Annotated in this window: 24 protein-coding genes; 13 read left to right on the top strand and 11 right to left on the bottom strand. The window is 40.7% G+C overall.

Going from position 1 to position 25,208, the window contains the following annotated elements:
• Positions 1-29: 29 nt before the first annotated feature.
• Entirely contained in the window at positions 30-1,358 is a 1,329-nt protein-coding gene (locus tag R8P61_10975) for a dihydrolipoamide acetyltransferase family protein (GenBank protein ID MDW3647579.1), read from the bottom strand.
• Between the two features lie 243 nt (positions 1,359-1,601).
• On the opposite strand from R8P61_10975, the gene R8P61_10970 reads away from it, so the two are divergent.
• Complete coding sequence (locus R8P61_10970) at positions 1,602-2,270, top strand: TetR/AcrR family transcriptional regulator (GenBank protein ID MDW3647578.1); 669 nt, start codon at positions 1,602-1,604, stop codon at positions 2,268-2,270.
• On the opposite strand, the gene R8P61_10965 is transcribed toward R8P61_10970, so the two are convergent.
• On the bottom strand, positions 2,267-3,223 hold the full coding sequence (locus R8P61_10965; protein MDW3647577.1) for a helix-turn-helix domain-containing protein: 957 nt from the start codon (positions 3,221-3,223) through the stop codon (positions 2,267-2,269). The genes R8P61_10970 and R8P61_10965 overlap by 4 nt on opposite strands.
• A 143-nt stretch (positions 3,224-3,366) precedes the next feature.
• On the opposite strand from R8P61_10965, the gene R8P61_10960 reads away from it, so the two are divergent.
• Complete coding sequence (locus R8P61_10960) at positions 3,367-3,948, top strand: DinB family protein (GenBank protein ID MDW3647576.1); 582 nt, start codon at positions 3,367-3,369, stop codon at positions 3,946-3,948.
• A 113-nt stretch (positions 3,949-4,061) separates the two neighbouring features.
• Positions 4,062-4,964, top strand: coding sequence for an SDR family oxidoreductase (locus tag R8P61_10955; protein MDW3647575.1), 903 nt, complete (start codon positions 4,062-4,064; stop codon positions 4,962-4,964).
• A 216-nt stretch (positions 4,965-5,180) separates the two neighbouring features.
• Here R8P61_10955 and R8P61_10950 read toward each other — a convergent pair whose 3' ends face one another.
• Complete coding sequence (locus R8P61_10950; protein ID MDW3647574.1) at positions 5,181-5,378, bottom strand: hypothetical protein; 198 nt, start codon at positions 5,376-5,378, stop codon at positions 5,181-5,183.
• A 258-nt stretch (positions 5,379-5,636) separates the two neighbouring features.
• Here R8P61_10950 and R8P61_10945 point away from each other — a divergent pair, with 258 nt between their 5' ends.
• The 5 genes from R8P61_10945 (at position 5,637) to R8P61_10925 (ending at position 11,217) form a co-directional block, all read left to right on the top strand.
• Positions 5,637-6,551: an alpha/beta fold hydrolase gene (locus R8P61_10945; GenBank protein MDW3647573.1), complete on the top strand. Its 915-nt coding sequence runs from the start codon at positions 5,637-5,639 to the stop codon at positions 6,549-6,551.
• A gap of 69 nt (positions 6,552-6,620) precedes the next feature.
• Positions 6,621-7,118, top strand: coding sequence for a hypothetical protein (locus tag R8P61_10940; GenBank protein ID MDW3647572.1), 498 nt, complete (start codon positions 6,621-6,623; stop codon positions 7,116-7,118).
• A 175-nt stretch (positions 7,119-7,293) separates the two neighbouring features.
• Positions 7,294-8,202 carry a DUF5694 domain-containing protein gene (locus R8P61_10935; GenBank protein MDW3647571.1) on the top strand — a complete coding sequence of 303 codons (909 nt, stop codon included), beginning with the start codon at positions 7,294-7,296 and terminating at the stop codon, positions 8,200-8,202.
• Positions 8,203-8,327: 125 nt separating this feature from the next.
• The gene (locus R8P61_10930) at positions 8,328-9,215 is read left to right on the top strand and encodes a sugar phosphate isomerase/epimerase (protein MDW3647570.1); all 888 of its coding nucleotides are present in this window, start codon (positions 8,328-8,330) and stop codon (positions 9,213-9,215) included.
• A 184-nt stretch (positions 9,216-9,399) separates the two neighbouring features.
• Positions 9,400-11,217, top strand: coding sequence for a T9SS type A sorting domain-containing protein (locus tag R8P61_10925; protein ID MDW3647569.1), 1,818 nt, complete (start codon positions 9,400-9,402; stop codon positions 11,215-11,217).
• 51 nt (positions 11,218-11,268) lie between these two features.
• On the opposite strand, the gene R8P61_10920 is transcribed toward R8P61_10925, so the two are convergent.
• From R8P61_10920 to R8P61_10910, 3 genes are all read right to left on the bottom strand, one after another.
• Entirely contained in the window at positions 11,269-12,357 is a 1,089-nt protein-coding gene (locus R8P61_10920) for a hypothetical protein (protein MDW3647568.1), read from the bottom strand.
• A 142-nt stretch (positions 12,358-12,499) separates the two neighbouring features.
• The gene (locus R8P61_10915) at positions 12,500-12,910 is read right to left on the bottom strand and encodes a hypothetical protein (protein MDW3647567.1); all 411 of its coding nucleotides are present in this window, start codon (positions 12,908-12,910) and stop codon (positions 12,500-12,502) included.
• A gap of 117 nt (positions 12,911-13,027) precedes the next feature.
• The gene (locus tag R8P61_10910; GenBank protein MDW3647566.1) at positions 13,028-13,471 is read right to left on the bottom strand and encodes a hypothetical protein; all 444 of its coding nucleotides are present in this window, start codon (positions 13,469-13,471) and stop codon (positions 13,028-13,030) included.
• A 277-nt stretch (positions 13,472-13,748) separates the two neighbouring features.
• On the opposite strand from R8P61_10910, the gene R8P61_10905 reads away from it, so the two are divergent.
• On the top strand, positions 13,749-15,464 hold the full coding sequence (locus R8P61_10905; GenBank protein MDW3647565.1) for a GMC family oxidoreductase: 1,716 nt from the start codon (positions 13,749-13,751) through the stop codon (positions 15,462-15,464).
• A gap of 20 nt (positions 15,465-15,484) precedes the next feature.
• Positions 15,485-16,081, top strand: a complete 597-nt coding sequence (locus R8P61_10900; GenBank protein ID MDW3647564.1) for a gluconate 2-dehydrogenase subunit 3 family protein — start codon at positions 15,485-15,487, stop codon at positions 16,079-16,081.
• A gap of 87 nt (positions 16,082-16,168) precedes the next feature.
• Here R8P61_10900 and R8P61_10895 read toward each other — a convergent pair whose 3' ends face one another.
• Both R8P61_10895 and R8P61_10890 read right to left on the bottom strand, forming a co-directional pair.
• Positions 16,169-16,888, bottom strand: a complete 720-nt coding sequence (locus tag R8P61_10895; GenBank protein MDW3647563.1) for a DUF1080 domain-containing protein — start codon at positions 16,886-16,888, stop codon at positions 16,169-16,171.
• 63 nt (positions 16,889-16,951) lie between these two features.
• On the bottom strand, positions 16,952-17,335 hold the full coding sequence (locus tag R8P61_10890; protein MDW3647562.1) for an Hpt domain-containing protein: 384 nt from the start codon (positions 17,333-17,335) through the stop codon (positions 16,952-16,954).
• A 523-nt stretch (positions 17,336-17,858) separates the two neighbouring features.
• Between R8P61_10890 and R8P61_10885 the strand changes: the two genes are divergently transcribed.
• On the top strand, positions 17,859-18,290 hold the full coding sequence (locus tag R8P61_10885; protein ID MDW3647561.1) for a hypothetical protein: 432 nt from the start codon (positions 17,859-17,861) through the stop codon (positions 18,288-18,290).
• 134 nt (positions 18,291-18,424) lie between these two features.
• The gene (locus tag R8P61_10880) at positions 18,425-18,856 is read left to right on the top strand and encodes a DUF2452 domain-containing protein (protein MDW3647560.1); all 432 of its coding nucleotides are present in this window, start codon (positions 18,425-18,427) and stop codon (positions 18,854-18,856) included.
• On the opposite strand, the gene R8P61_10875 is transcribed toward R8P61_10880, so the two are convergent.
• Positions 18,857-19,585 carry a hypothetical protein gene (locus R8P61_10875; protein MDW3647559.1) on the bottom strand — a complete coding sequence of 243 codons (729 nt, stop codon included), beginning with the start codon at positions 19,583-19,585 and terminating at the stop codon, positions 18,857-18,859. It lies immediately after the preceding gene.
• A 208-nt stretch (positions 19,586-19,793) separates the two neighbouring features.
• Here R8P61_10875 and R8P61_10870 point away from each other — a divergent pair, with 208 nt between their 5' ends.
• On the top strand, positions 19,794-21,317 hold the full coding sequence (locus R8P61_10870) for a hypothetical protein (GenBank protein ID MDW3647558.1): 1,524 nt from the start codon (positions 19,794-19,796) through the stop codon (positions 21,315-21,317).
• Between the two features lie 11 nt (positions 21,318-21,328).
• On the opposite strand, the gene R8P61_10865 is transcribed toward R8P61_10870, so the two are convergent.
• Together R8P61_10865 and R8P61_10860 are read right to left on the bottom strand one after the other, a co-directional pair.
• Positions 21,329-23,884 carry a M14 family metallopeptidase gene (locus R8P61_10865; protein MDW3647557.1) on the bottom strand — a complete coding sequence of 852 codons (2,556 nt, stop codon included), beginning with the start codon at positions 23,882-23,884 and terminating at the stop codon, positions 21,329-21,331.
• A 45-nt stretch (positions 23,885-23,929) separates the two neighbouring features.
• The gene (locus R8P61_10860; GenBank protein ID MDW3647556.1) at positions 23,930-25,195 is read right to left on the bottom strand and encodes an iron chelate uptake ABC transporter family permease subunit; all 1,266 of its coding nucleotides are present in this window, start codon (positions 25,193-25,195) and stop codon (positions 23,930-23,932) included.
• Positions 25,196-25,208: the final 13 nt, after the last annotated feature.

Genomic DNA, 25,208 nt, shown 5'->3' with positions numbered 1-25,208 from the left:
GGGGAGGGCTAATTGAATATAACTTAGCGTTAAACAGTTTGGGTGAATTGCTCGATGTAATCACCCAGTCTTCGGAGGAATGATCCTCCCAGAAATCCATCCACCACTCTGTGGTCAAAAGAGAGGGAGAGCATCATCTTTTGCCTGATCGCGATCACATCTCCAATCTCTGTGCTGACAACTGCGGGTTTCTTCACAATATTCCCAAGCGCCAAAATGGCTACTTGCGGTTGATTGATGATAGGCGTACCTGCATCAATTCGGAAAGCACCCAGATTGGAAACCGTAAAAGTTCCTCCCTGGATTTCATCTGGTTTTAGTTTGTTGTTTCGGGCCCGATTTGCAAGATCATTTACTGTGGTGGCCAGACCTGCCAGGTTCATCTGATCAGCCTGTTTGATTACAGGTACAATAAGATTACCTGTGGGCAGGGCAGTAGCCATCCCTATATTGACTTGCTTCTTTTTGATGATCTTATTTTCATCAACAGATACATTGATCAGGGGATAGTCCTTGATCGCTTTTGCAACCGCCTGAATAAAAAGAGGGGTAAAAGTTAGTTTCTCTCCATTTCTTTCCTGGAAAGAATCTTTATTTTTTGCCCGCCATTCTACCATATCAGTTACATCTACTTCCAAAAAGCAGGTAACATGCGGAGAGGTATGTTTGGACATGACCATATGATCTGCGATCATTTTTCGCATTCTGTCCATTTCAATTACCTCATCAGAAGTTCCCTGTCCATTTAGTTTATGGCTATTTCCATTGACAGGCAAAGATTGGATGGGAGTAGTGGAAGTTAAAGGAGCTACTTTCTCTTGTGGGGGCATAAGCTCCTGTACATTTATCTCCGGTTTTCTAATTTCCAGATAAGCGAGGATATCTTTTTTGGTAACTCTTCCTTTTGCTCCTGTACCCTGAATAGTATCCAGTTCATTTATCCCGATATTCTCCTGTTTTGCTATGCTACGAACGAGGGGAGAATAATTCCTTCTGCCTTCTTCTTTTGTGAGAACAAGGGTTTCTGCTGCTGCAAGACTTTCTAATGCAGCTTCTTGCTTGGGAATTTCTACTGTTTCGGGAACCGGAGGAGCAGTTTCACTGGCAGGAATTGCTGCCTGGGTTTCTATAATGGCTATGACTTTCCCAACGGCTACAACTTCATCTGCTTCAGCCAGAATCTGAACTAATTTTCCACTGACAGGAGAAGGAACATCGGAGTCAACTTTATCTGTGGCAATTTCAAGGAGGGTCTCATCTTCTTCTACTTCATCTCCCACAGACTTAAGCCAGTTAAGCACGGTAGCTTCTATTACACCTTCGCCCATTTTGGGAATGAGAATTTCAACTTGCGCCATGACTTTTATTTATTTTTTAAGGGCTCTTAGTATTGTACGATAATTGAGTAAATTCTGTTTTTAACAAACACAAAAGTATAGCTTATGAAGTAACTTTCCAATAATATTTAGAACTCAACCTAATATTGTGAGGATGCTATAAAGAATTAGTCAGATATTGTACACAAAGGCCTAAATTTCTTGAGGAATTATTGAGACAATTCACAATAATTGTGTAGCTAGAGGTATAATTAGTGGAAAAGCATGGACGAGAAACCAAATAAAAGGAAGCCAGGAAGGCCTAGCGAGAAACAAGGTGTGAATCTGGATGGAATTTTGAGGACCGCTCTCAAATCATTTGCAAAAAATGGCTTTCGAGGGGTTAGCCTCAATAGCCTGGCAAAGGAAGTAGGAGTAGCGGATTCTAACCTGCATTATCATTTTGGGTCCAAGGAGGAACTTTGGAAGAGCGCTCTGAATCTGATAGGAGGGGAGATCATCAAGGAATTGGATAATCTTTCACGCCTAATCAAGGATTTGGATGGGATTCAACAGATGAAGCTTTTCAATAAACAAATTGTTTATGTTTCTGCCCGCTATCCTGAGTTTCAACAGATCGTGGTTCAGGAAGTCTTTTCCAAATCTGATAGATCCAAATGGTTGATTGAAAATCTTCTGGGTAAGATTTATCACTATATGGATACGGTAAGAGTTGAGGAACAAAAGAAAGGAAGAATCAAGGAGATCCCTTCTCCAAATATGACAAGCTTTGTAATTGGTTCCATTACAACCCTGTTTTCCCGTTCCTATCAAATGGAGACGCTATATAATCTGAATCCATTTGATGAGAAAGAAGTAGAAAGGCATGCTGACATCATCAATGATCTGCTTTTCAATGGCATGCTTACAAGAGACGAAAAAGAAGAGGATTAGGAGCTTGATTTAAGCTTTCTTCTGTATTCACTTGGTAACAGACCACTTATTTTCTTGAAGACTTTTCGAAAGGATTCCAAATCCTGGTATCCCAGATTAGTTGTGATCTCATTGATATGTTTTCCGCTGCTTTCCAGCCATCTTTTTGCCTGTTCTACTTTGATTCTCTGAATATAGATTTGTGGGTTTTCTCCCGTTGCCTGCTTAAATCGTCTATTCAAACTCCTTCTGCTGATCCCAAATCTATGGCAAATCTGATGTAGGCTAATTTGCTGGTCCAGGGTCTTCTCAAGATGATTCTGGATGTTTAGAATGAGTTCATCCTCATGATTTTTCTGATTGCTAAAAATATAAAAGGGTTTTTGGCTATTTCGGGGATAATCCATCTGAATTACCTTGGCAATGCTATAGGCGATTTCCTTGTCAAAGTATTTTTCCATGAGGTAAATCAGGACGTTAAAAGAAGAAAGTGTACCTCCACTCGTATAGAGTCCATCCTGATCTGTGATAATTTTATCAGCTTTCCAGTGAACCTGGGGAAATCGATTTTTCAAGTCATCTATTGCAGCATAATGAGAGGAAGCCTCATATCCATCCAGGAGGCCAGTCTCCGCCAATAAATAAGCTCCTGTACACATCGATATAATCTTACTTCCCTTTTCATAGGAATTTTTAACAAAGGCACAGAGATCTTTATTCAATCGAAGAGAGTCATCAACGGGCCCAATGATAGAGGGGATAATAAGGAAATCATAGAATGCACCTTGCTCTATCCGTTCATCGGATTTAAGGATGAATTTTCCTGCATCCAAATGCGCCTCTTTTTGGGTCGAAAGAATTTTATAATCTATAGCTAGACCATATTGCTGCCCCAATTTGCAAATGGTACTTACTCCGGTTATGGCTAAAGGACTGCTTTTACCTTCGGGGATCAATAGAGCCAGTTTCTTCATATGGACTATTTTGAGCTATTATACATCATTTAAGGACAGGAATTTAAAGCTGGCCAATTTCCCCAACAAAAGAGGCAGATTCACCCCACCTCATAGCATATTCTTCTTGGTAGTTTCGGTTTTGAATCAACAATACTAAATACATGAGACAAATTTTAATCTGCTTTATCCTCTTGCTTATGGGTATCCGTTTAGTCGGACAGGACTTCAAAATCGATACGAGCGAGCGTAGCTTTCTGCTAAATTTCCTTCAAGCCAGCGAGGAAGAGCTTTTGACTAGCCTTACTTCTCTTACAGAAGAACAATGGAAGCATTCGCCAAATCCAGACACTTGGTCTCCTGCTCAGTGCATGAGCCATGTTCTACAGGCAGAACGGGGCTTGTTCAGAAATATCCAGGCGCTACTCAAGAGCCCTTCAAATTTTAAAGAAGACCTGAGATCGCAAGATGCCTGGCTTATCGGAAAAATAGCTGACAGAGGTGTAAAAGTTAAAACTCCTTTGCCGGAACAGCCTGAGATCATGACGAAAGAAGAAGCCTTGCAAGCGTTTAAAAATTCGAGGGAACAAATAAGGGCTTTTTTGCAGGATGAAAGCCTTCCCTTGCGGGGACATATTGGAAAATCCCCTTATGGGCCCGCTGACAGCTATCAACTCTTTTTGGTGATAGCTGCACACAGTATGAGGCACAAGGCTCAAATCGATGAAGTTCTGTCCGAATTATGATGTTAGAATAAGGCTAAAACTGTCTGTGGAGCTGAGTTTTGCTTAGCTCCTTTTTTGTACCTTTTGCGAAACAATGCTTGTTCTTGTTACTTTAACCTCTAATCGACCCAAATATGAAATCTATCCTAGTAACGGGAGCCTCAACCGGTATCGGGTACGCCACAACCCAGGAATTAATCAATAACGGCTATCGAGTTTTTGCCAATGTCAGAAAAGAAAAAGATGCAAAACGCCTTCTTAGTGAGTTTGGAATAAACTGCTTTCCCCTGATTTTTGATGTACGTGACCAGGCAGCTATTGATAAAGCTGTCAAAGAGGTAGAAAGAAGGTTAGGAGGGAAAGGTCTTTATGGTTTATTCAACAATGCTGGCACCGCTCTGTCAGGCCCGATTATGCACCAACCCATCGAAGATATTGAAGAGATGCTCAACATCAATGTGATGGGAGTCATTCGAGTTACCCGTTCCTTTCTCCCTTTATTAGGAGCAGATCCATATTATACTTCAGAGCCAGGCAGGATTTTGAATATGAGTTCAGTGGGAGGAAAAGTTTCTATGCCTTTTATTGGAATGTATTGTGCTACCAAGCATGCGATTGAGGGTCTTAGTGATGCTTTGCGCAGAGAGTTGATGTTGTTTGGGATTAAAGTGAGTATCATAGAACCTGGAGCAGTTGCAACCCCCATTTGGAACAAAGCACCCAGTCCGGAAGACAGTGGATATGAAAACACTGCATATGAAGAATCTGTTATTGCCTTTTTAAAGGCATTTGCAGAGGAAGGCAAAAAAGGAATGAATCCCTCTAAAGTAGCTTCTTTGGTGCGAGAGATTTTTGAAAGCAAAAAGCCTAAAAATCGATATATGATCAGTCCCACTCCATTTACCGACAAAGTACTCCTTCAGTACTTACCGGGGAAAATGCTGGATGGAATGCTGGCTAAAGAATTTAAACTCAATCCGAAACAAGGCAACTCATCAGAAGAAGAATCTATAGAGTCAAAAATAACAGAGAATTGAAAATTTAAAGATCAAATTCAAATCTAGCTCTGAGCCATACAAGAGTCTTTCTATGAATTCGAACTTGATACTTGAATTTGATCTTTCCTTTTTACTTTGCGGACAAATCGATAGGTCCTTTTTAGGAAAATAGCACTTGCCAGGTGCATTGCTAAAAAATGAGGCCCATGAATAAAAATTCATGGGCCTTTGCCATTTAATACTCTAATCTAACGCTTATGAAAACAGGTACCAGCCACCGATGGATTTCCTGACCCAGGGAGAATAGGTAAATCCCTGATCATTGGAATGATCTTTCTTCTGATCCATTTTTTCATCTCCCGGACGCCAGGAATGCTCATAAGAATCCTCAGATAACATATAACCACTCATTGGAAACTTATGGAGATGTGGACGGGGCTGTGAACTTTTCATTGTAAAATGCTTTTATGTTAAAAATACTTGCCTTATGTATTGAACATTAATGCAAGTAGAGGACCGGATCCTTTAACCTTCTGATTGTGAGTATTTTACAATTTACGAGTGTCCGATATTTCTTCTCATATTGAGAAAAGGCTCTCAAATCTGGAGATAAGCTTTACGAATTTCCTGGCCTGATAGCTGAGAGGAGGTCTGGATCCTTATCTCGGCGCAACCTCAAGTGCCTAAGCGCTGTATATCCTAAAAAAAGCTATGAGAACTATTGCATTTCTACTCTTATCAATGATCACCTTATCTGCTATGTCTCAGACAGGCTTTATTCCTGGCGAAGCAAAACTTGCCTATTGGGAACTTGAAGGAAAGTCTGAAGTTGTGATTGTCTTGCATGGTGGGCCAGGAGTTGAGCATAGTTATTTAAGGCCCGAATTTGACCGGCTCAAGGAAGTAGCGAAAGTTATCTATTATGACCAAAGAGGGTGTGGGAAAAGCGATCAGGGAAGACTTAGTTATTATTACTGGGATCACATGGCTGATTTAGAGCGAGTGATAAAGCATCATGCGAAAGGCAAAAAAGTATTTATCGCTTCATCTTCGTGGGGAAGTCTGTTGGCTTTGATGTATGCCTATAATCATCCGGAAGATATTAAAGGCCTGATTTTATCTGGACTGGTTGACTGGAGAGGGAGAGAATGGCCCCAGTTAAAAACCTACAAATCTGATTATTTGGATAAACATCCCGATTACAAAGGCCCCAAAGTAGGCTTTATACAAATGGAAGAAAACAGAATACGAAGAGAAGTAACTGCCTCGGGAGAAGAGTCTGAATATAAAGAGGAGATCGTGAAACAAGTAACCCATTATTATGGATACAGTACCGATCAGGCAATGGCAAGTTTACAAACAGGTCCTAAAATTGATAGCCTTGCTTCGATTAAGATTCCGACCTTGATTTACAATGGAACTCAGCCTTGCAATTACTTTAGAGCGGTCAATGAGTATGCAGAAATTATCCCAAATTCTGTTTTGATTCATATTAAAGGATCCTGCCATGATCCCTGGTTTTCGAATCCAGAAGCATTTTTTCGTATTGCGAATCAATTTGTAAAGAATAGAAAACGGACCTTAAGAAAACTCAAACGTGAAGGTAAAATAGTCAAAAGAGGCTAGTGGGAAATTTTTCGGCATTCATCAAATGATTGTTAAAAACCAGCATTATTTTGAGCTAAAACAACAAACATGCAATTTAATCTCTTTCAAATCATTCTTCCATTCCTCCTGATAGGTCTTAATACAAACCTTCTATTGCAAACCGATGCATGCAGCCTATGCAAAGAGGTTGAAATTAGTCATCCAAATGAAGCTCGTTTCGCGGAAGGAGAAATCAGCGTCCAGAACGACGGCCCCAGGGAGACCTTCTACATTGAAAGTGCCGCAATCGTTTGGGAAGAAGGAGATCTTTACACTTTGACTTATTTATTGGATACAGGCGATAGTTTTGAGCTTGTGTTTAAAAAATGCAGCGATGATCTGAATTATCACTATCCCAGAGCTTGCCCTGAAAATCAAATTCTGGATGTATATTTCAATGATCAGCCCATGAACTTATGGGATGCTGCGCTATCGCTTCAAGTGAAAAATAAGCAGGCTTTTACTGCTGTGATTAACATACATACCCATCGCTTTGGGGATTGGCATGGAACGGTAGAGGGAATTCCCTTGATTGAGGCATTTTAAAAAGAACCATCAAGCCCGTAATTGAATTTGAAAAAACACTGACAACTTTTCCTCTCTTCATATCGTCTAAGATTTGCTGCTTTTAATCTAGCTGTAAAAGTCAAATAAATCATAAGATTCCTGGCTGAGAATCGAGACTTAACATTCGGCCCAAAAGAAAATACATACAAGCATTATGAACACTCAATTACAGTCCCTATTAAAAGGGCTTGCCCTAAGCCTTTTGCTTATTTTTTCCTCCTGTTCATCCTCTGAAGATCAGCAGAAAGTAGAAAAAAAGAGTAATCCCATTTTGTCAAAGCTAGTCCAGGCAATGCCAGAAGCAGATCTTGGATATCGACATGAAGTAATGATTCTGGGAAGCTTTCATTTCAATCGAGCCAGAGATGGGAGTGATGTTGTAGGCAAACATCATATGGATGTTCGTTCTCCAGAAAATCAAGAAGAGATTGACAAAATAGTTGATAGAATTGCAGAAGATTTCAAGCCTAGCATCATCGCTGTAGAATGGAGACCAGAAAATCAGGCGACTTTCGACTCTCTATATCAGGAGTACAAAGGTGGCGGCTGGGAATTAGGCTTGCATGAGGCATTTCAAATAGGCTTTCGAGTAGCGAAAAAAATGGAGCTAAACCGCATACATTGCATAGATAATCGTCCCCCTCAACCCGAAACAGTTGTGAGTTTGGATGATTGGGATGAATATGCGCGCGAAATGAAACAAGAGGATCTCTGGCATGAATATGATGAACTCAATCAGGCATTTAACTCCTATAATGATGATTTGCAGAATAAATTAGATGTTTGGGAATATCTGAGCTACCTCAATAGTTCGGAATTTGCCAAACGATCCAAACAACTATGGCTGACAGGCCTGGTGAATTTGGGGAATGGAGATCGATTTGTTGGGGCAGATTTGACAGGGCATTGGTACAGAAGAAATACAAGGCTATTTGTCAGTGCCCGTAATCTTGCCCAGTCTAAATCAGAACGAACCCTGATTATTTATGGAAATGCTCATAAATGGATTTTAGATGAATTGTTTGAGGCTTCTCCAGAATTTGAACTTAAGCAGTTATTTTAAAATAATAGCATTACAAATAGGGTAGGGAGGCAATGCGGAAAATTTGGCAATCAAGTGATTGCTAGGCATGGACATAATTTGTTCTTAAATTTGCCCGAATAAATATTTACTCTATTAACACTCACATGAGATACCTAAGCACTTTACTACTATTATTGGCCATAGCCTGTACGTCTACCCAACCAGAATCTAAGGAAGTTTCACAAGAGGAAACGAAAATGGAGGAGTCCTTCGGAGGACTGGCTTTGTATACCTTAAGAGATACCCTGGCTGTAAATCCTAAGGGGGTCTTAAAAACAGTTGCAGATATTGGTTACAAATACATAGAAGCAGCCGGTTATGCAGATGGAAAATTCTACGGAATGACACCGGATGAATTCAAGGCTTATCTTGCTGAAATAGGCCTGGAGCCCGTTAGTTCCCATCACGGAAGTGTGAGCCTGGACAATGTAGATCAAATGATTGCAGATGTAAAGGCAGCCGGATTCACTTATTTTGTAGTTCCAATTCCACCTATGGGCCATTTCAAAGTAAATGGAGACGGAAGTTTGGGTATGAGTGAAGAGGTAGAAGAAATTAATGGCATCCTGAATACCATTGGTGAAAAGTGTAGTGCTGCAGGTCTTGTGATGCTCTACCACAATCATGATATGGAGTTTAAAGAAAATTCCAAAGGCATAGTCCCTATGGACTATTTCATCGAAAATACCAATCCCGAGCATGTAAAGTTCCAATTGGATCTCTACTGGGCCACCAAAGCAGGTGTAGATCCTGTAGCTTATTTTGAGAAGGCTCCTGGAAGGTTTAAATCCTGGCATATGAAGGATATGGATACAGAAGGTAGATTCGCACCTGTTGGTAAAGGAGGAATTGACTTTGCTAAGATTCTGGAAAAGAGAGACTTATCAGGGATGGAGCATTTCTTTGTTGAACAAGACAGAACCTTCGGCATCAGTCCGTTAGAGGCCGTTACAATCAGTCATAAAGCCATAGGCGAGCTGGGAATGAAGTAGCAATGATTTAATAAGTATAAATATATTTGGGCTCAATTATTGAGCCCATTTTTTTTGTGCTAAGCCTATGTAGGCAGAGAGAGTAGGGGAGAACCTTAAATTAATCTCAACGGAATTGAAGCCTCCAGGATGCAGCAATTGCTCTTCTTCTTCCGTCTCTCTACAAACACCTAACTTTTCTGTTATGAGAGCTATATTTCTACTTTCACTGTGCTTGTTTGCAAGCCAGTTATTTGCCCTTTCTCCTGATAAAAAAGCCCCGCTAATTGAGCATTTGCTGGAAGTAAATCAGCGATGGCAGTATGTAGATATTTCGGATGAAAGTTTTTTCGAAGAAGTCAGTTTCCCCAATGATATTGCCCGAATTGCTCAGCATTTAGAAAGTGTCGAAAAGTACCTCAGACAGCAGGAAACCTTTACTCTTTCCCCTGAACAAAAATATAATAGATCAAAGTTATTGGATCTATTGCGTATCTATCAGGAAGCCCAAAAATTTCCAGTAAATCTATACCATAACTACAGGCGCCCTTATTTTATTGATGACTTTGGTACTGCCTGTGCAGTTGGGCATTTGATCCAAAAAAGTGGCCATCAGGATTTTGCTAAGAGGGTTTCTCAGGAAATGAATTATGCCTATCTCTTAGATATGCCTTATCCGGAAATCGGTAAGTGGGCAGAGCAGCATGGATTTAGCAAAGAAGAATTGGCTTTGATTCAACCGGGCTATAGTCCGAATGTAAGCTGGGAAAGTCTGGGTACTGGAGCTGATGGGGAAGTAAGCGCCCTCTATGGAGATGAAGCGAATCAAAGACTTATTCTGGCTGGAAACTTTACTAGCTTGAATGGGATTGCTTGTAATCAGGTAGGCGTTTATGAAAACGGAAATTTTGCCCCACTTGGAAATGGGGTGCAGGGCATCATTAAGGATATCATCAGTTTTGAAGGAAATATATACCTGGGAGGCTTATTCTCAGATTCTTCTAATATTGCCTATTGGGATGGGCAAAACTGGAACCATGAACAGCTAGGAAAAGGTACGGTTTATGATTTGGAAATAGAGGGGAATAGCCTGCTTGCTGCAGGGGATTTTGTTTATCCTTCTGGACAAAGTCAGCCTCCTGATTTTATTGCGAAAAAAGAAAATGGTGTTTGGATAGGGAATGGAAACCTGCCCGGCCCGGCATATTGTATAACTATGCATCAGGGGAGCATATACCTGGGAGGAGATTTTTTGGATGGATTTGCACAATCCTATGTACGCATCCTTAATGGAAATAACTGGCAGCCCGCCACGCATCATTTAGAACGCCTTGATGCTCCTGTACGTAGCCTTGTTTCTGATGGGAACTTCCTATATGCGGGTGGAGATTGTGTAGGGGAAAATGATGAAGCGACATTTTGTTTTGCGCGCCTTGGAAATTCTGGCTGGGAAAGATTGATGGACCATGGCGTCTTAATGGATGGTAGGGGAGTGATCAGTAAATTAATTCTCCATGAGGGAAAGATACTGCTTGCAGGGGATTTCAAGATGGCACCTGTCGTTGGTATTTTTGGTGGTGGGATAGCAAAATTTAGAGATTATCCTGATTATCCTCTGATCGAGCCAATTGCTGATTTAGACTCTACGGTGAAAGCTATTACTAGCGTAAATGGTGAATTGTACGTAGGAGGAGCATTTTTCTCCCAATTTTCTTTCCAACCTGATACCCTTTCATTTTTAGCAAAAACGCCAAATCTGACTTCCATAGATCCTGAGAAATTGGCTTCTATTTCAATCTCACCAAACCCTATGGAGACGCATAGCATTCTTAAAATTGATGCCAAACAGGCAATCGATAGGGTAGAGGCTTATGATGTATCGGGCAAGCGATTTGATCTCTCATATAAAATCAATGGAAACGCTATAGAATTAAATCGAGACCAGATTGCCGCAGGCTTACTGATAATTAAGGTTTGGAGCTATGAAGGAATCCTTGCAATTGGAAAATTATGGGTTAAATAGTTTTACAATTTTACCGCTTTCAGTTAAACGGCTAAAATGGGGGAGCTAATATTATCCTCCTGTAAAGAAGTTTGTCAAATAACCAACAATAATTGGAGATAAAATGCGGATTCCTACCTGCAAGAGCTCTCTTAGAGAACTGTTTACACTATAGGTCTCTTCTAATTTTTCTTGGATTTCCTTCCAATTAATGAGTCTTTCGGCCAATGATTTCTCAGAATCCCGGGAGCTTTTGTTTAAAGGATTAGGGTTCATTTTTGAGATTTGGCGGTTAATTTTCTGCTTAAAATTGAAATAAACAGGGAGGTAAATTATGGCAGCGAAAAAGGAGTAATAAAAAGATAGCAAGTAGACGAAATCCTGAGAAAATGCTTCCTTCTCACTCAGGGCAACTACAATCATTTGCCTATTTATCGCCAGAAAAAAAATCAAAAATGTCAAATAAACCATTATGGTCAGGAAATAGTAATCCAGTTCTTTTCTGAGAGAAAGGCATCGAATTAATAGTCCAGAATTTTCTTTATTCTGATCAAAGTAGTCTCTGTCAAAGGTTTTTTCTAAAGCATAGTTTACAAGGAAAACACCTGCTAGGCATAGACAAACAAACAAAGAAAAAAATATTATTGAACCTGAAAAAACCAGGCGGGGATTATGAAATAACACACCTTTTTCTTCGACTACGTCAGCTATATTCACTCCTGTTCCAAAACTGATTTGGAATAGGATGGGCGAAATTATTAATGCAAGTGTAAAAAAAGCATATGAGATTTTTGAAAACAGGCTTATTTTATACGTATTGGTTAGCTTTGAAAGCTTTTGAATGGTAGTTAAAACTATTGCGAAGGAGAAGGCTGTCAAGATTGAAACAACTAAAATCCAAACGAGAATTTTCGGGTTTTTATTCCAATCAGGGTTGCTCTTCTTTCCTGATTCAGGCGATAATTCTTTAGATGGCCCTGTATTTTCATCACTATCTGCAGATACCATCTCTTGTTTTTCCTTTTCTTCAAGTGTTAGATGGTGGACATCAGACGTAAATAGAGAAACAGACAAGGAAAAACCTATCACAGCTAGAAAAGTAACTAATAGCTGCTTATTAAATATTAACCTACTGTCTGGAATGTTAATGCGAATCTTCATAAAACATGGATTTGAGCATGTCTGAATGGTGATATTTAGACTGTTGCAAAGTATGAAATTATCCAGAAAATAATTATTTTAGGGAGGTATTTAGTTCTTAAAAAGGAAGCAAGTTATCCATAAAAAAAATGACTTCAGGAGCTTAATAGGGGAGTGGTATACTATTTTGAACACCTGAATTTTCCAGATCGATTCCCAGTTCTTCGCTCGCTATGCGTATGATAATCTTCCAGGCCTCAGCCCTGAGCTCTGCATCTTGATGAGCCTGCTGAGTTTCCGCCAGCTTTTTTTGAAGTTCAGCGATGATCGCTTCAGGATCTTTTGAATGAGATTTGTAGGCCATACTCCTGGAGAGTTGATTGTAACGAAGAAAATGCCTTTCGTACCAGCGCTGCCAGTCTCTTAGTAAGTTTACTGATATCTCATGCTGTTTACAAATTTCTGCTTCGCTAGAGAGACCCATACGTAATCTTTCTACGATGCGACGTTTAAAACCAACAGAAAACTCTGTCTCTTGTCGCAAATGCTCCTGGATTCTTTTTAATCGTTTCATTTCAGTTAACATAATGTAGGACTGTCAAGCTATTTTGCGACTAGACATTTTATTCAATAATTTATGTTATGTTAACTTGTGTGTAGTTTGCCTATTCTTTTACCCGGATTCAGGTTTCTACATAAATATTCGTTCAATGTGGAAGTTGCTACCCGTTAAGGCTGGATTGTACCAACATTCAAATCCAGAACGTTTGTATTCATTAACATGAAGCTGCGCCTGATACTTGCTCTTAAATGCTTTAACGATATAAAAAGCACCAGCTCTGGATTGCCCCTTAACTCTGGTTCCTGGATGGTTGATCAACCAAATCATTCCCAGTCCCTGAGGCGCTTTGATTTTATAGCAGGCAATTGAAGAAGGATAAACGGCAAACTGGACAAAGTACATGGAACTAACACTTCTGAAATTACCTGTGAATTCTTGTCCGTTACCTGGGGGAATAGATCTCCATTCAACCTCTCCCCTACTTTGGCCTTCAGAGCATCCGGCACAGCTTTGTCCATATGTAACCGAAATTAGAAAAAAAAGAAATACTAGGCTCGATATTAACCTGCTCATAATCAATGTTTTATATTAAAAAATTGGATTTGAGCTTATTGTTGAGGAGAGAATATTTTTTTTAGGCATTGAAATATAATTATAATCATTCAAATATTTGTCATACTGATCTAATAATTATTTCAGACACATTGTGTATCTGTCAGACTGGATTCCTGTCCTCTGCCATACATTTTTACTAATGGCAAGATATCTTCCTGTCAAAAAATATGATTTGGAAATACTTCCTTTAGCCTCTAAATTGAAGTAGAATTAATCTAAAAACTACTCAATTTTTATGTACATAATTAATGATGGTAAAGAGGAAAACACCTACCAGGCCATAGTAGTTGGTTCGGGTATTAGTGGTGGATGGGCGGCTAAAGAGCTTTCCGAAAAAGGCCTCAAAACCCTTGTTTTGGAGCGTGGTAGAGATGTAAAGCACGGGGACTACCCTACTGCCCATAAAGAAAACTGGGATTTTGAAGGTAGAGGACGTAAGTCTTTGGAAACTTTAAAGCGCCAACCCAAACAAAATCGTACCGGCTATACTACTCACCCTCAGTCCTCGCATTGGTTTGTGGATGACATAGATCATCCTTACAATGAAACCAAACGTTTTGATTGGATGAGGGGCTACCATGTCGGTGGGCGTTCTATTATGTGGGGAAGACATTCTTATCGCTGGAGTGATCTGGATTTTGAAGCAAATGCCAAAGATGGCGTCGCCGTAGATTGGCCGATTCGCTATAAAGACATAGAGCCCTGGTATGATTATGTGGAAACGATTGCCGGGTTGACAGGAAAGAAGGAAGGCCTATCTCAATTGCCAGATGGAAAATTTCTACCAAACTTTGGATTCAATTGCCTAGAATCACAGGTAGCAGAAAGAATAAAAAAGAATTTTGGAGGTCGGGTAATGACCCTGGGGCGTATCGCTCACATAACAGAGAAAAGAGATGTTCATGGGCCAAACAGAGCTAGCTGCGTTAGTAGAAACAGATGTATAAGAGGATGTCCATACGGAGGCTATTTCAGCTCAGTTGCCTCTACCCTACCATTTGCCACAGCTTCTGGCAATATGACGCTTCGTCCTTTCTCTATTGTAACTGAAGTTATCTACGACAAAGACACCAATAAAGCCAAAGGCGTAAGAGTTGTAGATACCGAAACCCTGGAAACCCATGAGTATTTCGCCGACATCGTTTTCCTATGTGCTTCAGCAGTCGCCTCTACCTCTATTCTTCTCAATTCCAAGTCAGACCGTTTCCCGGAGGGCATGGGAAATGATAGCGGAGAATTAGGGCACAATATGATGGACCATCATTTCCGTGTAGGTGCTACCGGAATATCAGATGACTTTGGAGACAAATACTATAAAGGCCGTCGTCCTGGAGGAATTTATCTTCCACGTTTTAGAAATCTTGATAAGTCCAGCAAACAGGATTACCTGCGAGGATTTGGATATCAGGGAGGTGCCAGTCGTTCCAACTGGACGCGATATGTACGTGAGATGAGCAAGTTTGGAGCTGATATGAAAGATGAGCTTATCGTTCCGGGTCCCTGGCAAATGGGACTCAGTGGTTTTGGAGAATGCCTCCCCTACCATGAGAACAAAATGACGCTTGATTATGAGAAGCTTGATAAATTTGGTCAACCTACTGTAACCTTCGATGTTGAGTTCAAGGAGAATGAAATCACGATGAGGGAAGACATGAAAACCTCTGCTGCAGAAATGCTGGAATCTTGTGGCCTGAAAAATGTAGCTACTTACGACAGTATGGGAGCTCCCGGTTTAGGTATTCATGAAATGGGTACTGCTCGCATGGGAAAAGATTCAAAGACCTCAGTATTGAATAAGTGGAACCAGGTACATGGCTGTGAAAATGTCTTCGTAACTGATGGAGCATGTATGACTTCCGCTTCCTGTGTAAATCCTTCATTGACCTATATGGCACTGACAGCACGTGCTGCCGATTATGCAGTCAATGAACTGAAAGCTGGTAATCTTTAATCACCTCATTATCCATAATTATGAATAGAAGAGACGCTATTAGACAAACTGCCCTTCTTATGGGCTATGCAGTTTCAGCCTCTGCTGCTTCTGCAGTAATGGCTGGATGTGAGGTGAGCCAGGAAGCAAGCTGGCAACCCTCTTTCCTGAGCCCGGAACAAGCCAATCTTGTTGCTGAAATTTCAGAAAGAATTGTTCCTCGAACCTCTACTCCCGGAGCAAAGGATGTTTTCGTGGATAGATTTATCGATGTCTTACTCGGAAATTATATGAAACAAGAGGACGTTGATGCCTTTATGGAAGGCCTGACGGACATAGACAAAAGAAGTCAGGATCAACACCAAAAACCTTTTGCCAGTATTCCGGATGCTGACAAAGATGCTATTCTTACAAAGCTCGCTACTGAAGCAGATGAAAAGATGAAAGCTTTGGGACAATTGAACAGAGATTCGAAAATGCCCAAGCACTTTTTCATCGCGGCTAAAGAGCTTGCCCTACTAGGATACTTTAGTTCAGAAAAAGTTGGTAAAGAAGTCTTGAAATGGGATCCGGTTCCGGGTCAGTTTCAAGGCTGTATCCCTCTGTCCGATACCGGAGGAGTCAGTTGGACGATATAAAATAATTGGCAGTAGTTGAGTCATAACTACTGAAAGTTAAATACAAAAAAAGGCCAGCTCCATAGCTGGCCTTTTTTTGCAGCATTTTTACAATGCTTTAATTTTGATATTTCTAAACCAAACGGGATCTCCATGATCCTGGAGAGCTATATGCCCTTTACCCGCTCTGCCATAAGCAGGCCATTGGGTAAATTTACTCTTCTGGTATTGTTCTTCCCATTCAGGGCTATTCAAGCTGTATGCTACTACAAGAGTTCCGTTGAGCCATTGCTCGACATTTCCATCATTCACCACAACTTTCACCTGATTCCACTCCCCGACTGGCTTTACCGTTTCCTCAGAACATGCCTGTAAATCATAGTTGTCCCCTGCTCTATGCATAGGAATTTTCCCATCTGGATGCCCATCATTGTCCAAAATCTGAATCTCTGGCCCTGAATGGTACACCTTCTTTAAAGAATCGGCTTCACTGACATGGAAAAATATGCCGCTATTTCCATTTGGGGAGATTTTCCACTCAAGCTCCAATTCAAAACTTTCGTAGGAATCGCGTGTAACAATATCCCCTCCCCCTTTTCCGCTCAGGGTCATGCTTCCGTCTTCGATTTTCCATAAGTGCGACAGAGTATCTGCCTTGAAATTCCTCCATGCATCCAGAGAGCTTCCATCAAATAGAACCTGGACATGATCAGATACAGTTTCAGAAGGATTTTTCTCTGCAGGAGTCTCTGTCTTTTTTTTGCCCTCTGAACAGCTGATCAGAGAAAGACTAAAAAGGAGAATAAGAAAGGTATTAGTAGTTTTCATTAAGATATTTTTGTGCAAAATATCTTAAGCATAAAGAAAATCAAAACGGGAAACAGAAAGGAGTTATGCTAAACTATTTTTCCAGGAACCCAATGCGGCCCGGACTTTTTCAAACTCAGCTAAAATAAGGTCTAATAATTGATCCACCTCATCGACATCTTCTTGTCGGGCTTTGCTTTCCATTTGTTCACACAGCATTGCAAATGACTCCGCACCCAATTGTGCATTGGAGGATTTTAACGCATGCGCCGAGTCTCTGATTTTTTGCGGATTCTTGCTGTAGACCCCGCTTTTCAGATCATCCAGCAGTTCCGGTGTCGTATCAATTAATGTATCAACCAGATCAACGATCATTTCTGAATCTCCATCCATGAGATCAAATAGAAGATCAAGGGTATCATTATTTAGATATGACTTATGGTCTATAGGTTGGATTAAATCAGACATATGCTTAGTGAGAACGATCGGGTGAAAGATTATCTGTTAGCTTAACACTTCAAATGTAAAAACTTTGAATATCTATTTAAGTCAAAAGTTTAGCCCTTTCTTACAGCTATTAAAGCTTTTATAAAGCATGCATTTTTAAGCTTTGGAATTTCAAAGAGGCAAGATTTAGGTCTCAATTATCTTAAGCTTGACGAGATAAACGTGTAATATTTTTAAGCCTCCTTATAGAAAAAATATTTCTACATGAAATATTTCTTTCATGACAGAAATTATTATCTGGCATGATAAATGATATATATACACCAAATAGAGGCCTTTTTTCTGGAATTTGGATTAAGAAGGAGCAAATAACCTTACACGAATAGAGGGAGATTTAAGAAGGTGGAATTGCCTAAATCTCAATTAGTAAGGGAGAGAAAATTCAGACAATTGGCGAATAAATTAAGCATGGAGTCTATACTTTTATGAGGCATTCAATTTTAAAAGAATGCACAGAACAAAACATGACCCAAAAACCTAGTAGATGGAAATGAATATCCAACGTTACAAAGACGCAGTAACCAGGCTCATTATCGCATACGCTCAGGGCAAAGTAAGCCACAATGGAAAAGGGGCTTGCGCCGTAACTCATATTCTGGGAGGAAGCATGGCATGGATGAATGTCATTCATCCCAGGACTGGTACCATTGACCATCAATTTAAAATCACCAATCCCAAGGAATTTGCCAAAGGATTGGAAATCATAAGCAATTCAGGATTTAGTGTAGAGGAGGTGATTAAACTAGAAGCAGGATTTTCCGGCCGTCAAGCCGATAAGATCGGAGCATTTATGTCAACCTTTGATGATAGCAATGATCCTGATTGTAACCTGGGGATGAACGGAGTACTAGCGGTACTATCCGGTTTAAATCCCCCCATACACCTTGAAAAGGCAGCTGCAACCGTTATGGCATGAGGCCATAGAGGATAGCATTTTTTTATCGCCCTTCAGCTAATTTTAGGAACTATTTTGCACGGATTGAGTTTCTATATAAAGAGCTGAAGGGCATTTTACTTTTTTGCCCCGAGGATAAGTCTTATTTTTGATTTATGGACCATAATCCGATCGACAAGGATAAAATTACCGAAACCCCCTCTACCCTGCCCTACGCCCATCACGTAGGGAGTTCTGTCATTAAGCCCATCGATAAAGGCCGAACCAAAGGCAAAGCCCTGGCTGCAATGGAACAACAAACCCATATGCAGATGGAGCAGATCAAAGAACAGATAGAGTTGTTAGCTACCCAGGCAAAAGCCATTCAGGATCGAATAGAAATTTCAGAAAAGATCTACCTGGCGGATATGGGATTTGAACCCCTGATCTCCCATCTCTATTATCTCTATGAAAGAAATGATGGAAGCTGGGTGTTATCCATGATCGCCCCGCAGGAATGGGGACGCAGCAAGCCTTTTAGCCATTTTGTTTCAGCTGTCCGCTTACTGGCCGACCATACCTGGGAGTTGATTGATCTGGACAATTGATCAATTGTTTTCTAGTAGACTCGTAAGAAGTTTGGGCAAATCTCCTTCATCAAGTTTGTGGAGAAAGGAAGCCAATTCGCCAAAGCCACCCTGTTTGACATATTTGCGAAGTTTCCCTTTGCTGGGATTCGCTGTCCAATCAGGATCTTTCTTTTCCTCAAGTTTTTGGGCTCCAAGGACATTTCGCATGAGGGATTCTTCCTCTTTTACATTTACCATCCAAATAGCAAGATCGCCATTCCGTAGACGTTCAAGCTGCATGACTTCCCATCCTTTACCCTCTTCATCTCGGGTACTTAAATAATAGTATCCTTTATCTTCACTGATTACAAGATTTTTACCTAATTCCTGTTCATCCCACCGATAGTAGCTAAAAAAGATGCTATCTCTTTCTATGATATAAGGAAAACCATTTTCCTCTATAGGCAAGTCTTCGATAAAAATAAGAGAGTCCCTTAACTCAAAGCCTTCTTCCTTTTTCAGGGAATCCAGGTGTAGCTCTACCTCATATTCCTCAAATACAACGAAGCCATCCTGGTGAACATGATAAATGATTTCTTCCCCTATTCCCTGCTCACCTAAAGAAAGATAGTTTCCCTGGAGCTCTGCCGGCATATGGGTTAAAGCTGCTACGCCTTTGGGCTGAGGCTGACTAAAATACAAGCTTTGACAAGAACTAAATAGCATTGCCGAAAGCAATAGAATAAAAAATGCGTGTGACTTTTTCATGTAATATGTTTTTCATCAATCTACGGGAGAGAAAAGGATATCGCTACAGCAGTTTTTTGAATAAAAGGACTTATAAATGAAAGCTATATCTATGAATCCGGTCTTTAAATGATTAAAATCTTTCCAAAAAAGGACTTTAAATATTGTAGTTAATACAAAACTTTATGTACAACTTTGGGGTAAAAGAGAGAAATGCTATTCACGAAACATGGACAAACTAGCTACCATTCTCAATAGTTTATCTTCTGATGAGCAGAAAGAATTCGTTCAATTTCTGCAAAGACAAAAGAAGAAAAAGAACCGCAAGGATCTCGAACTCTGCCAATACTTGATAGAAAATGGCAATGAGAAGGATAAAGACTTATTGGAAAAATTATATCCGGAAAGTTTGAATATGCCTGCCTATCATGCCTTAAGAAAAAGACTGAATAAGCAGTTGATTTCATTCGTTTCGCTCAAACGTACAGAACATGATCCTACTTCTGCATCTACTGTGATGGGGTTGATTTCCCTTTCCCATTACCTCTTTGGCAAAAACCTGGATAGACTGGCCTGGGAGTATAGCAAAAAAGCCGAACGCATTGCTGGCAAGCATGAGCAGTACGAACTCCTCAACAATATTTACAACCTGCAAATAGAACATGCGGATAGTGAATATGCCGATGAGCTCGAATCCATTATTGAGAAAAAAGAAACAAATCGGCAGGTAGCAGATGAGGAAGAACGGGCAAAAATCGCCTATGCCCTTATCAACAAGAAACTGGGAGCACTTAAACTCAGTGGAGATAAAGAAAATATATATGGTCTGATTGAGGAAACCCTTTCAAAATACGGTCTATCGCAGGCACTCAATAAAAACCCACGCCTGCTTTATCGCTTTATGTTTATTACCCGCAAAGCAATTTTGGCCCAAAAAGATTTTCATGCTTTTGAGCCCTATGTGATTGGCATGTACCAAAACCTTTCCAGCAATGAAGGCATTTCATCTCAACATCATGTTTACAAGATTCGCTTGCTTTATATGATTGCCCATGTACTCTATAGGAATAAAAAGTTTGAGTCTTCTGTCTCATATCTGGAATTGATGCACGAGGCAATGTTGGAGTACAAAGGTGCTTATCGCAATCGCTTTTATCCCAAATATGCCATGCTGCTTTCGGCCAATTATATGTTTCTTAATGAAAGCGAAAAAGGCGTTTCTCTTCTCGATGATTTGATCTATAATGCTGGTTTTCAAGTTAACCTGGCTGACAAACTCAATTCCTTGTTTAGTCTGGCTGTCTTTTATTTTTTAAGAGAAGAATACGATAAAACTGTTCGATGCAATTTGGATGTATATCAATCCGATAAATGGTTGGATAAAAAGATGGGGAGAGAATGGACCATGAAAAAATTGTTATGCGAAGCCCTCTTACAGGTTCATCTCAAAAACTATGATTTGGCCCTGAATAAGGTCGCCTATATAGAACAAAATTACCGGGACCTCTTTAATATAAATCAATATAAAAAAGTCCCGGTATATATAAATTTGGTAAAAACACTGATCAGCCAGACCGACAAAAAGGCGCAGATTGAATTCTACCAGAAAGCGCGTGCTTCCTTCGATTTTCTTCCCATGGAAAAAGAAGATTTACAGGAAGTAATCTTTTATGGATGGCTAAAATCCTACCTCACAGGCCAAAAATACTATGACGTTCTCCTCGAGCTGGTAGGTAGAGTAAAAGTTGTTTAAGGGAATGGATATCAATTGATAATACTCCCGAAAAAGATTCCATTCATAAACATTTTGCTGCCGCCATGCCAATATGCGCGGAAATTGGGATTATCTGTTAAGGCAATGATCCTTCCTCCTCCCATACGGGATACGCTTACTGCAGCACTTCCGGACAGACTTTCCAGGTTTCTTTCAGAGATGTAGCCACTTTGAAGCGGATTTTCTGTATAAACAATGGGATGCCTGTAGGGAGTATTGGTCTTTTTGAGGAACAAGCTGGAATTTCTGAACACGCTCATATAAGGTCGGGTATATCCATAAGCTAAAGGATGGGTGATATCCATCTTTACTTGAAATATCGCACCTCCTATCACTTGTGCTCCTCTCTTGTTTTGCATGTCTACATATTCTAAATCGGTTTCTGTTGTATCTCTTGCTGTGCGAATGAATTCAAGATTGCCCATTTGCTGATTTCCCAACCAATTGATGGCTGATTTGTAGGCCAGCACTACTCCTCCGCCGCTGATCCATTGCTTGAGCTTGGCAGCATCCAGTCGACCGTAATTCCCATTCACCATAATAAGGGTATTGTACTTATCCATATCGATTTGAGAAAAGCGATCGGCCTGGATTAAACTCACATCCATATGATATCGCTGGTCTAATAGATGCCAAACTTCTCCTGCTTCATAGGAGCTAACCCCTCCATCAACAAGTAGTGCAATTTTGGGTTTCCGCAAAGGACGAAAACTATTTGACCCTAAACTGATTCCTTCAGTCATACCTGTACCCATTGCATATACGGTTAGCCGATCTTCATCAGCAATAGTTTGCATAATTTGATGAATTTCGTCTGGAGAGAGATCCTGTCCTTCAACCGGAATCAGTATGCTTCCATAATCGAACTCCTGCCCTGCCCTATTGCTGAATTTCTTTGTGGCTACTTTTATTCGTAAACCAGCAGTATGCAATCTGTTCAGGGCTCTGGGGCTGTAATACTCATGCCATTGAAATACATAAGCATAGGCTGATTTTCCACCCAATAACTCTCCTTTAGGCTTTTCTTCCGGATTAAAAGGATCACCCAATAGGCTGGATTTCATTTGCTTTTGATCCAGCTCATCATAAAGCAGGTTAAAGGCCAGTGGCATGGTCCAGGCTGATACATCATAAAAAAGGCTATCTGTGAAAGTAGTTCGTTGCTCGAAAATGGCCTTGATCAGTCGGTATTGGCGCTGATTTAAGGGAATAATGAAGCCACTTTCTTTTGCGTAGCTGTGTCCATTAGTCTCTAGATCAGAAGCCAGATGATAAATATCAATATCATGTTGCTCGAGGATCTTTACGAAATTATGGGTACGACTACGGTCTTCTTCTGCGGCGAAGACCAGGGCTTTTACAGGATCTTTGGCTGCTTCTTTGAGTGCAGAGCTAAAGAAGTCTCTTTGAAAGCTAAGAAGTTCATTTCGAAGCTCATAAGTGCCTTGGAGGGTAGAAAGGCTGGTCGTAAAATGATTTCTTATGGTAAAAGGAAAGTCTAGCCTTCCATGGATAGTTTCCTGCGAATGTCCCCTACTCGATGCCTGCTCAAAAAGAATCCCAATCGATCCATTTACGTCTGGATAGGTCGAGCCTTTGCCATAATAAAAATCATCAAAGCCTTCTTTGGTATAATACAGCGATCCAATTTTATCTAATGCTTTTCCGTGATACTCAGCAACCTTTCCTGTCAAGTCAAATACCTTCTCTGGCGTACGGGGATTGTTACGGGAAGGAACACCAGGCATGAAAAAGAAGCTGGCATTTGAGCCCATTTCATGATGGTCTGTCAACCAGTTCGGTTTCCATTTATGAAACTGAGCCACACGAGCGCGGGATTCGGGATGTTGCAATAAGAGCCAGTCTCGGTTCAGGTCAAACCAATAATGATTGGTTCTCCCTCTGGGCCAGGCTTCATTGTGTTCGCGACTTTGGGGGTCAGCATTTACAACATTGATCCCTTTATGACTATTTACCCAGGTGGAGAATCTATGGAGACCATCAGGATTATAGCTAGGGTCAAGAATAATGACAGAATTTTCCATCATATTTTCTATTTGCTCTCCTTGAGCCGCCGCCAAATAATAGGCAACCATCATGGAGGCATTGGAACCACTGGCCTCGTTTCCATGAATACTATATCCCATGTATAGTACCATGGGAACTTCTTCACTTTTTAAGTTTTTGGATTTAATGGGATCTGTATTTGCCAGATGCTTAAGCCGGATACTTTCCAGATCCTTATGGTTTTCCGGAGAGGTAAAGATAAGATTGAGTAAAGGCCTGTTTTCATAGGTCCTCCCGATCTCCTCAAGTTTGATTCGGTCTGAAGCTGCCGCTAAAGTCCTCATGTAAAATTGCAATTGGTCATGACTGACATGCCATTCTCCCACCTCATAGCCCAGGACTTCTGAAGGACTGGGGATGCCTTCATCATATGTGATATCCTGTGGAAGAAAATACTCTTTACCGACTTTATTTTGGGCAAAAAGGGAAGACAGACCCAATAGGGTCATTAGTAGTAGGCAACTGATCCGTAATTTCATAGCAAATGTGTTCTTTAGCCTATGAAATTAGCAATCTTTCGGGACTTATTCTTCGATCTTTGGAATAGGTGACCCATGTGGATCCTTTTCAGGATATCCCAATTCCTTGGCCAAAGCTTCCACCAAAGCCTCTGTAAGGATATGCTCGTATTTTTCTGCTTCGAGGTGAATTTGATCTGCATTCAGGCCCATCATTTCTACCTGATAGGTTTCCCAGAGTCTGTGTGCACGAATCAGTTCATATCCCCTTCGCACCCCATGTTCACTTAGCTCTATTTCTTTTCCTTTGAAGGCTAAAAAGCCCTTTCGTTCCAGGTGCTTGAGCAAAGTTCCTACCTGCTGTTCACTCAAACCAAGATCAGCAGCTATCCGTCCTGGATTTGCTCCACTTTCTTCTTGCAATTTCAGGGCTTGTTTTAATACATCTTCTCGCAGAATCTGTCTTCTCATCTCCCTGCGCTTCAGGTATATACTTACCAGACCTCTTTTCGGAGAGAAAAAGACAGCCAACAGATAAAAGAGGGTAGCCGTTACCGTCATGGCAGGTCCGGGAGTGGTTTCAAAAACGATGGCCAACATCAGCCCTAGAATACTGGATAATAAACCGACCACAGCTGCTATCACCAACATTCTATCCAGTCGATAGGTCAGCAAATAGGCCGTGGAGGCTGGTGTAATCAGCATTGCCACCACCAGAATTACACCCACGGATTGTAAAGATGCTACAACTGCGAAAGAGAGTAAAAGCATCAGGAAATAATGCATAGTACTCACCGAAATCCCCAAAGTCTGGGCAATTACAGATTCGAAGGTTGTAATGAAAAAGTATCGATAAAAAGCGATCACACAAATCAGGGTAAAGCCCAGGACCAGAGCGGTCATTATCAGGTCCTGATTAGAAATGCCGAGGACATTTCCGAAGAGGAAATCCTTGAGATCAAGGTGAACGCCTTCCTGATGGGTCAGCCAGGAAATTCCCATTACCCCCAGGGCAAACATGGAGGTAAATACAATTCCTATGGCCGCATCTTCCTGGGTTTTTACATTTCGCTGTATCCAGGTGATCATAATGGCAGCCATCAAGCCGGCGATAACAGATCCTGTAAAGAAACCCAGCACACTATATCCTGCAATTAAATAACCCACAACTACACCTGGCAGGATGGCATGTGAAAGGGCGTCTCCGATGAGAGACATATTCCGCAAAACAATAAAGCAGCCCAAAATCCCACACATTACCCCTACCATAGAAGAGGCAATCAGGGCTCGTATGGCAAACTCATACTGAAATATTTCGATGATCTTTTCCATTTCTCTGCTCCTG

The sequence above is a fragment of the Bacteroidia bacterium genome, from assembly GCA_033391075.1.
Lineage (GTDB): Bacteria > Bacteroidota > Bacteroidia > J057 > J057 > JAWPMV01.
The sequence above is the reverse complement of the archived record's forward strand: the minus strand, read 5'-3'. Positions and strand labels throughout refer to the sequence as shown.

Excerpts from the sequence above, each read along its gene's own strand:
- R8P61_10955 (MDW3647575.1), top strand. The coding sequence starts at position 4,062 with ATGAAATCTATCCTAGTAACGGGAGCCTCAACCGGTATCGGGTACGCC.
- R8P61_10920 (MDW3647568.1), bottom strand. The coding sequence starts at position 12,357 with ATGAAGATTCGCATTAACATTCCAGACAGTAGGTTAATATTTAATAAG.
- R8P61_10960 (MDW3647576.1), top strand. The coding sequence starts at position 3,367 with ATGAGACAAATTTTAATCTGCTTTATCCTCTTGCTTATGGGTATCCGT.
- R8P61_10870 (MDW3647558.1), top strand. The coding sequence starts at position 19,794 with ATGGACAAACTAGCTACCATTCTCAATAGTTTATCTTCTGATGAGCAG.
- R8P61_10900 (MDW3647564.1), top strand. The coding sequence starts at position 15,485 with ATGAATAGAAGAGACGCTATTAGACAAACTGCCCTTCTTATGGGCTAT.
- R8P61_10895 (MDW3647563.1), bottom strand. The coding sequence starts at position 16,888 with ATGAAAACTACTAATACCTTTCTTATTCTCCTTTTTAGTCTTTCTCTG.
- R8P61_10970 (MDW3647578.1), top strand. The coding sequence starts at position 1,602 with ATGGACGAGAAACCAAATAAAAGGAAGCCAGGAAGGCCTAGCGAGAAA.
- R8P61_10950 (MDW3647574.1), bottom strand. The coding sequence starts at position 5,378 with ATGAAAAGTTCACAGCCCCGTCCACATCTCCATAAGTTTCCAATGAGT.
- R8P61_10975 (MDW3647579.1), bottom strand. The coding sequence starts at position 1,358 with ATGGCGCAAGTTGAAATTCTCATTCCCAAAATGGGCGAAGGTGTAATA.
- R8P61_10905 (MDW3647565.1), top strand. The coding sequence starts at position 13,749 with ATGTACATAATTAATGATGGTAAAGAGGAAAACACCTACCAGGCCATA.
- R8P61_10860 (MDW3647556.1), bottom strand. The coding sequence starts at position 25,195 with ATGGAAAAGATCATCGAAATATTTCAGTATGAGTTTGCCATACGAGCC.
- R8P61_10940 (MDW3647572.1), top strand. The coding sequence starts at position 6,621 with ATGCAATTTAATCTCTTTCAAATCATTCTTCCATTCCTCCTGATAGGT.
- R8P61_10945 (MDW3647573.1), top strand. The coding sequence starts at position 5,637 with ATGAGAACTATTGCATTTCTACTCTTATCAATGATCACCTTATCTGCT.
- R8P61_10930 (MDW3647570.1), top strand. The coding sequence starts at position 8,328 with ATGAGATACCTAAGCACTTTACTACTATTATTGGCCATAGCCTGTACG.
- R8P61_10925 (MDW3647569.1), top strand. The coding sequence starts at position 9,400 with ATGAGAGCTATATTTCTACTTTCACTGTGCTTGTTTGCAAGCCAGTTA.
- R8P61_10865 (MDW3647557.1), bottom strand. The coding sequence starts at position 23,884 with ATGAAATTACGGATCAGTTGCCTACTACTAATGACCCTATTGGGTCTG.
- R8P61_10885 (MDW3647561.1), top strand. The coding sequence starts at position 17,859 with ATGGAAATGAATATCCAACGTTACAAAGACGCAGTAACCAGGCTCATT.
- R8P61_10910 (MDW3647566.1), bottom strand. The coding sequence starts at position 13,471 with ATGAGCAGGTTAATATCGAGCCTAGTATTTCTTTTTTTTCTAATTTCG.
- R8P61_10880 (MDW3647560.1), top strand. The coding sequence starts at position 18,425 with ATGGACCATAATCCGATCGACAAGGATAAAATTACCGAAACCCCCTCT.
- R8P61_10935 (MDW3647571.1), top strand. The coding sequence starts at position 7,294 with ATGAACACTCAATTACAGTCCCTATTAAAAGGGCTTGCCCTAAGCCTT.
- R8P61_10965 (MDW3647577.1), bottom strand. The coding sequence starts at position 3,223 with ATGAAGAAACTGGCTCTATTGATCCCCGAAGGTAAAAGCAGTCCTTTA.
- R8P61_10875 (MDW3647559.1), bottom strand. The coding sequence starts at position 19,585 with ATGAAAAAGTCACACGCATTTTTTATTCTATTGCTTTCGGCAATGCTA.
- R8P61_10915 (MDW3647567.1), bottom strand. The coding sequence starts at position 12,910 with ATGAAACGATTAAAAAGAATCCAGGAGCATTTGCGACAAGAGACAGAG.
- R8P61_10890 (MDW3647562.1), bottom strand. The coding sequence starts at position 17,335 with ATGTCTGATTTAATCCAACCTATAGACCATAAGTCATATCTAAATAAT.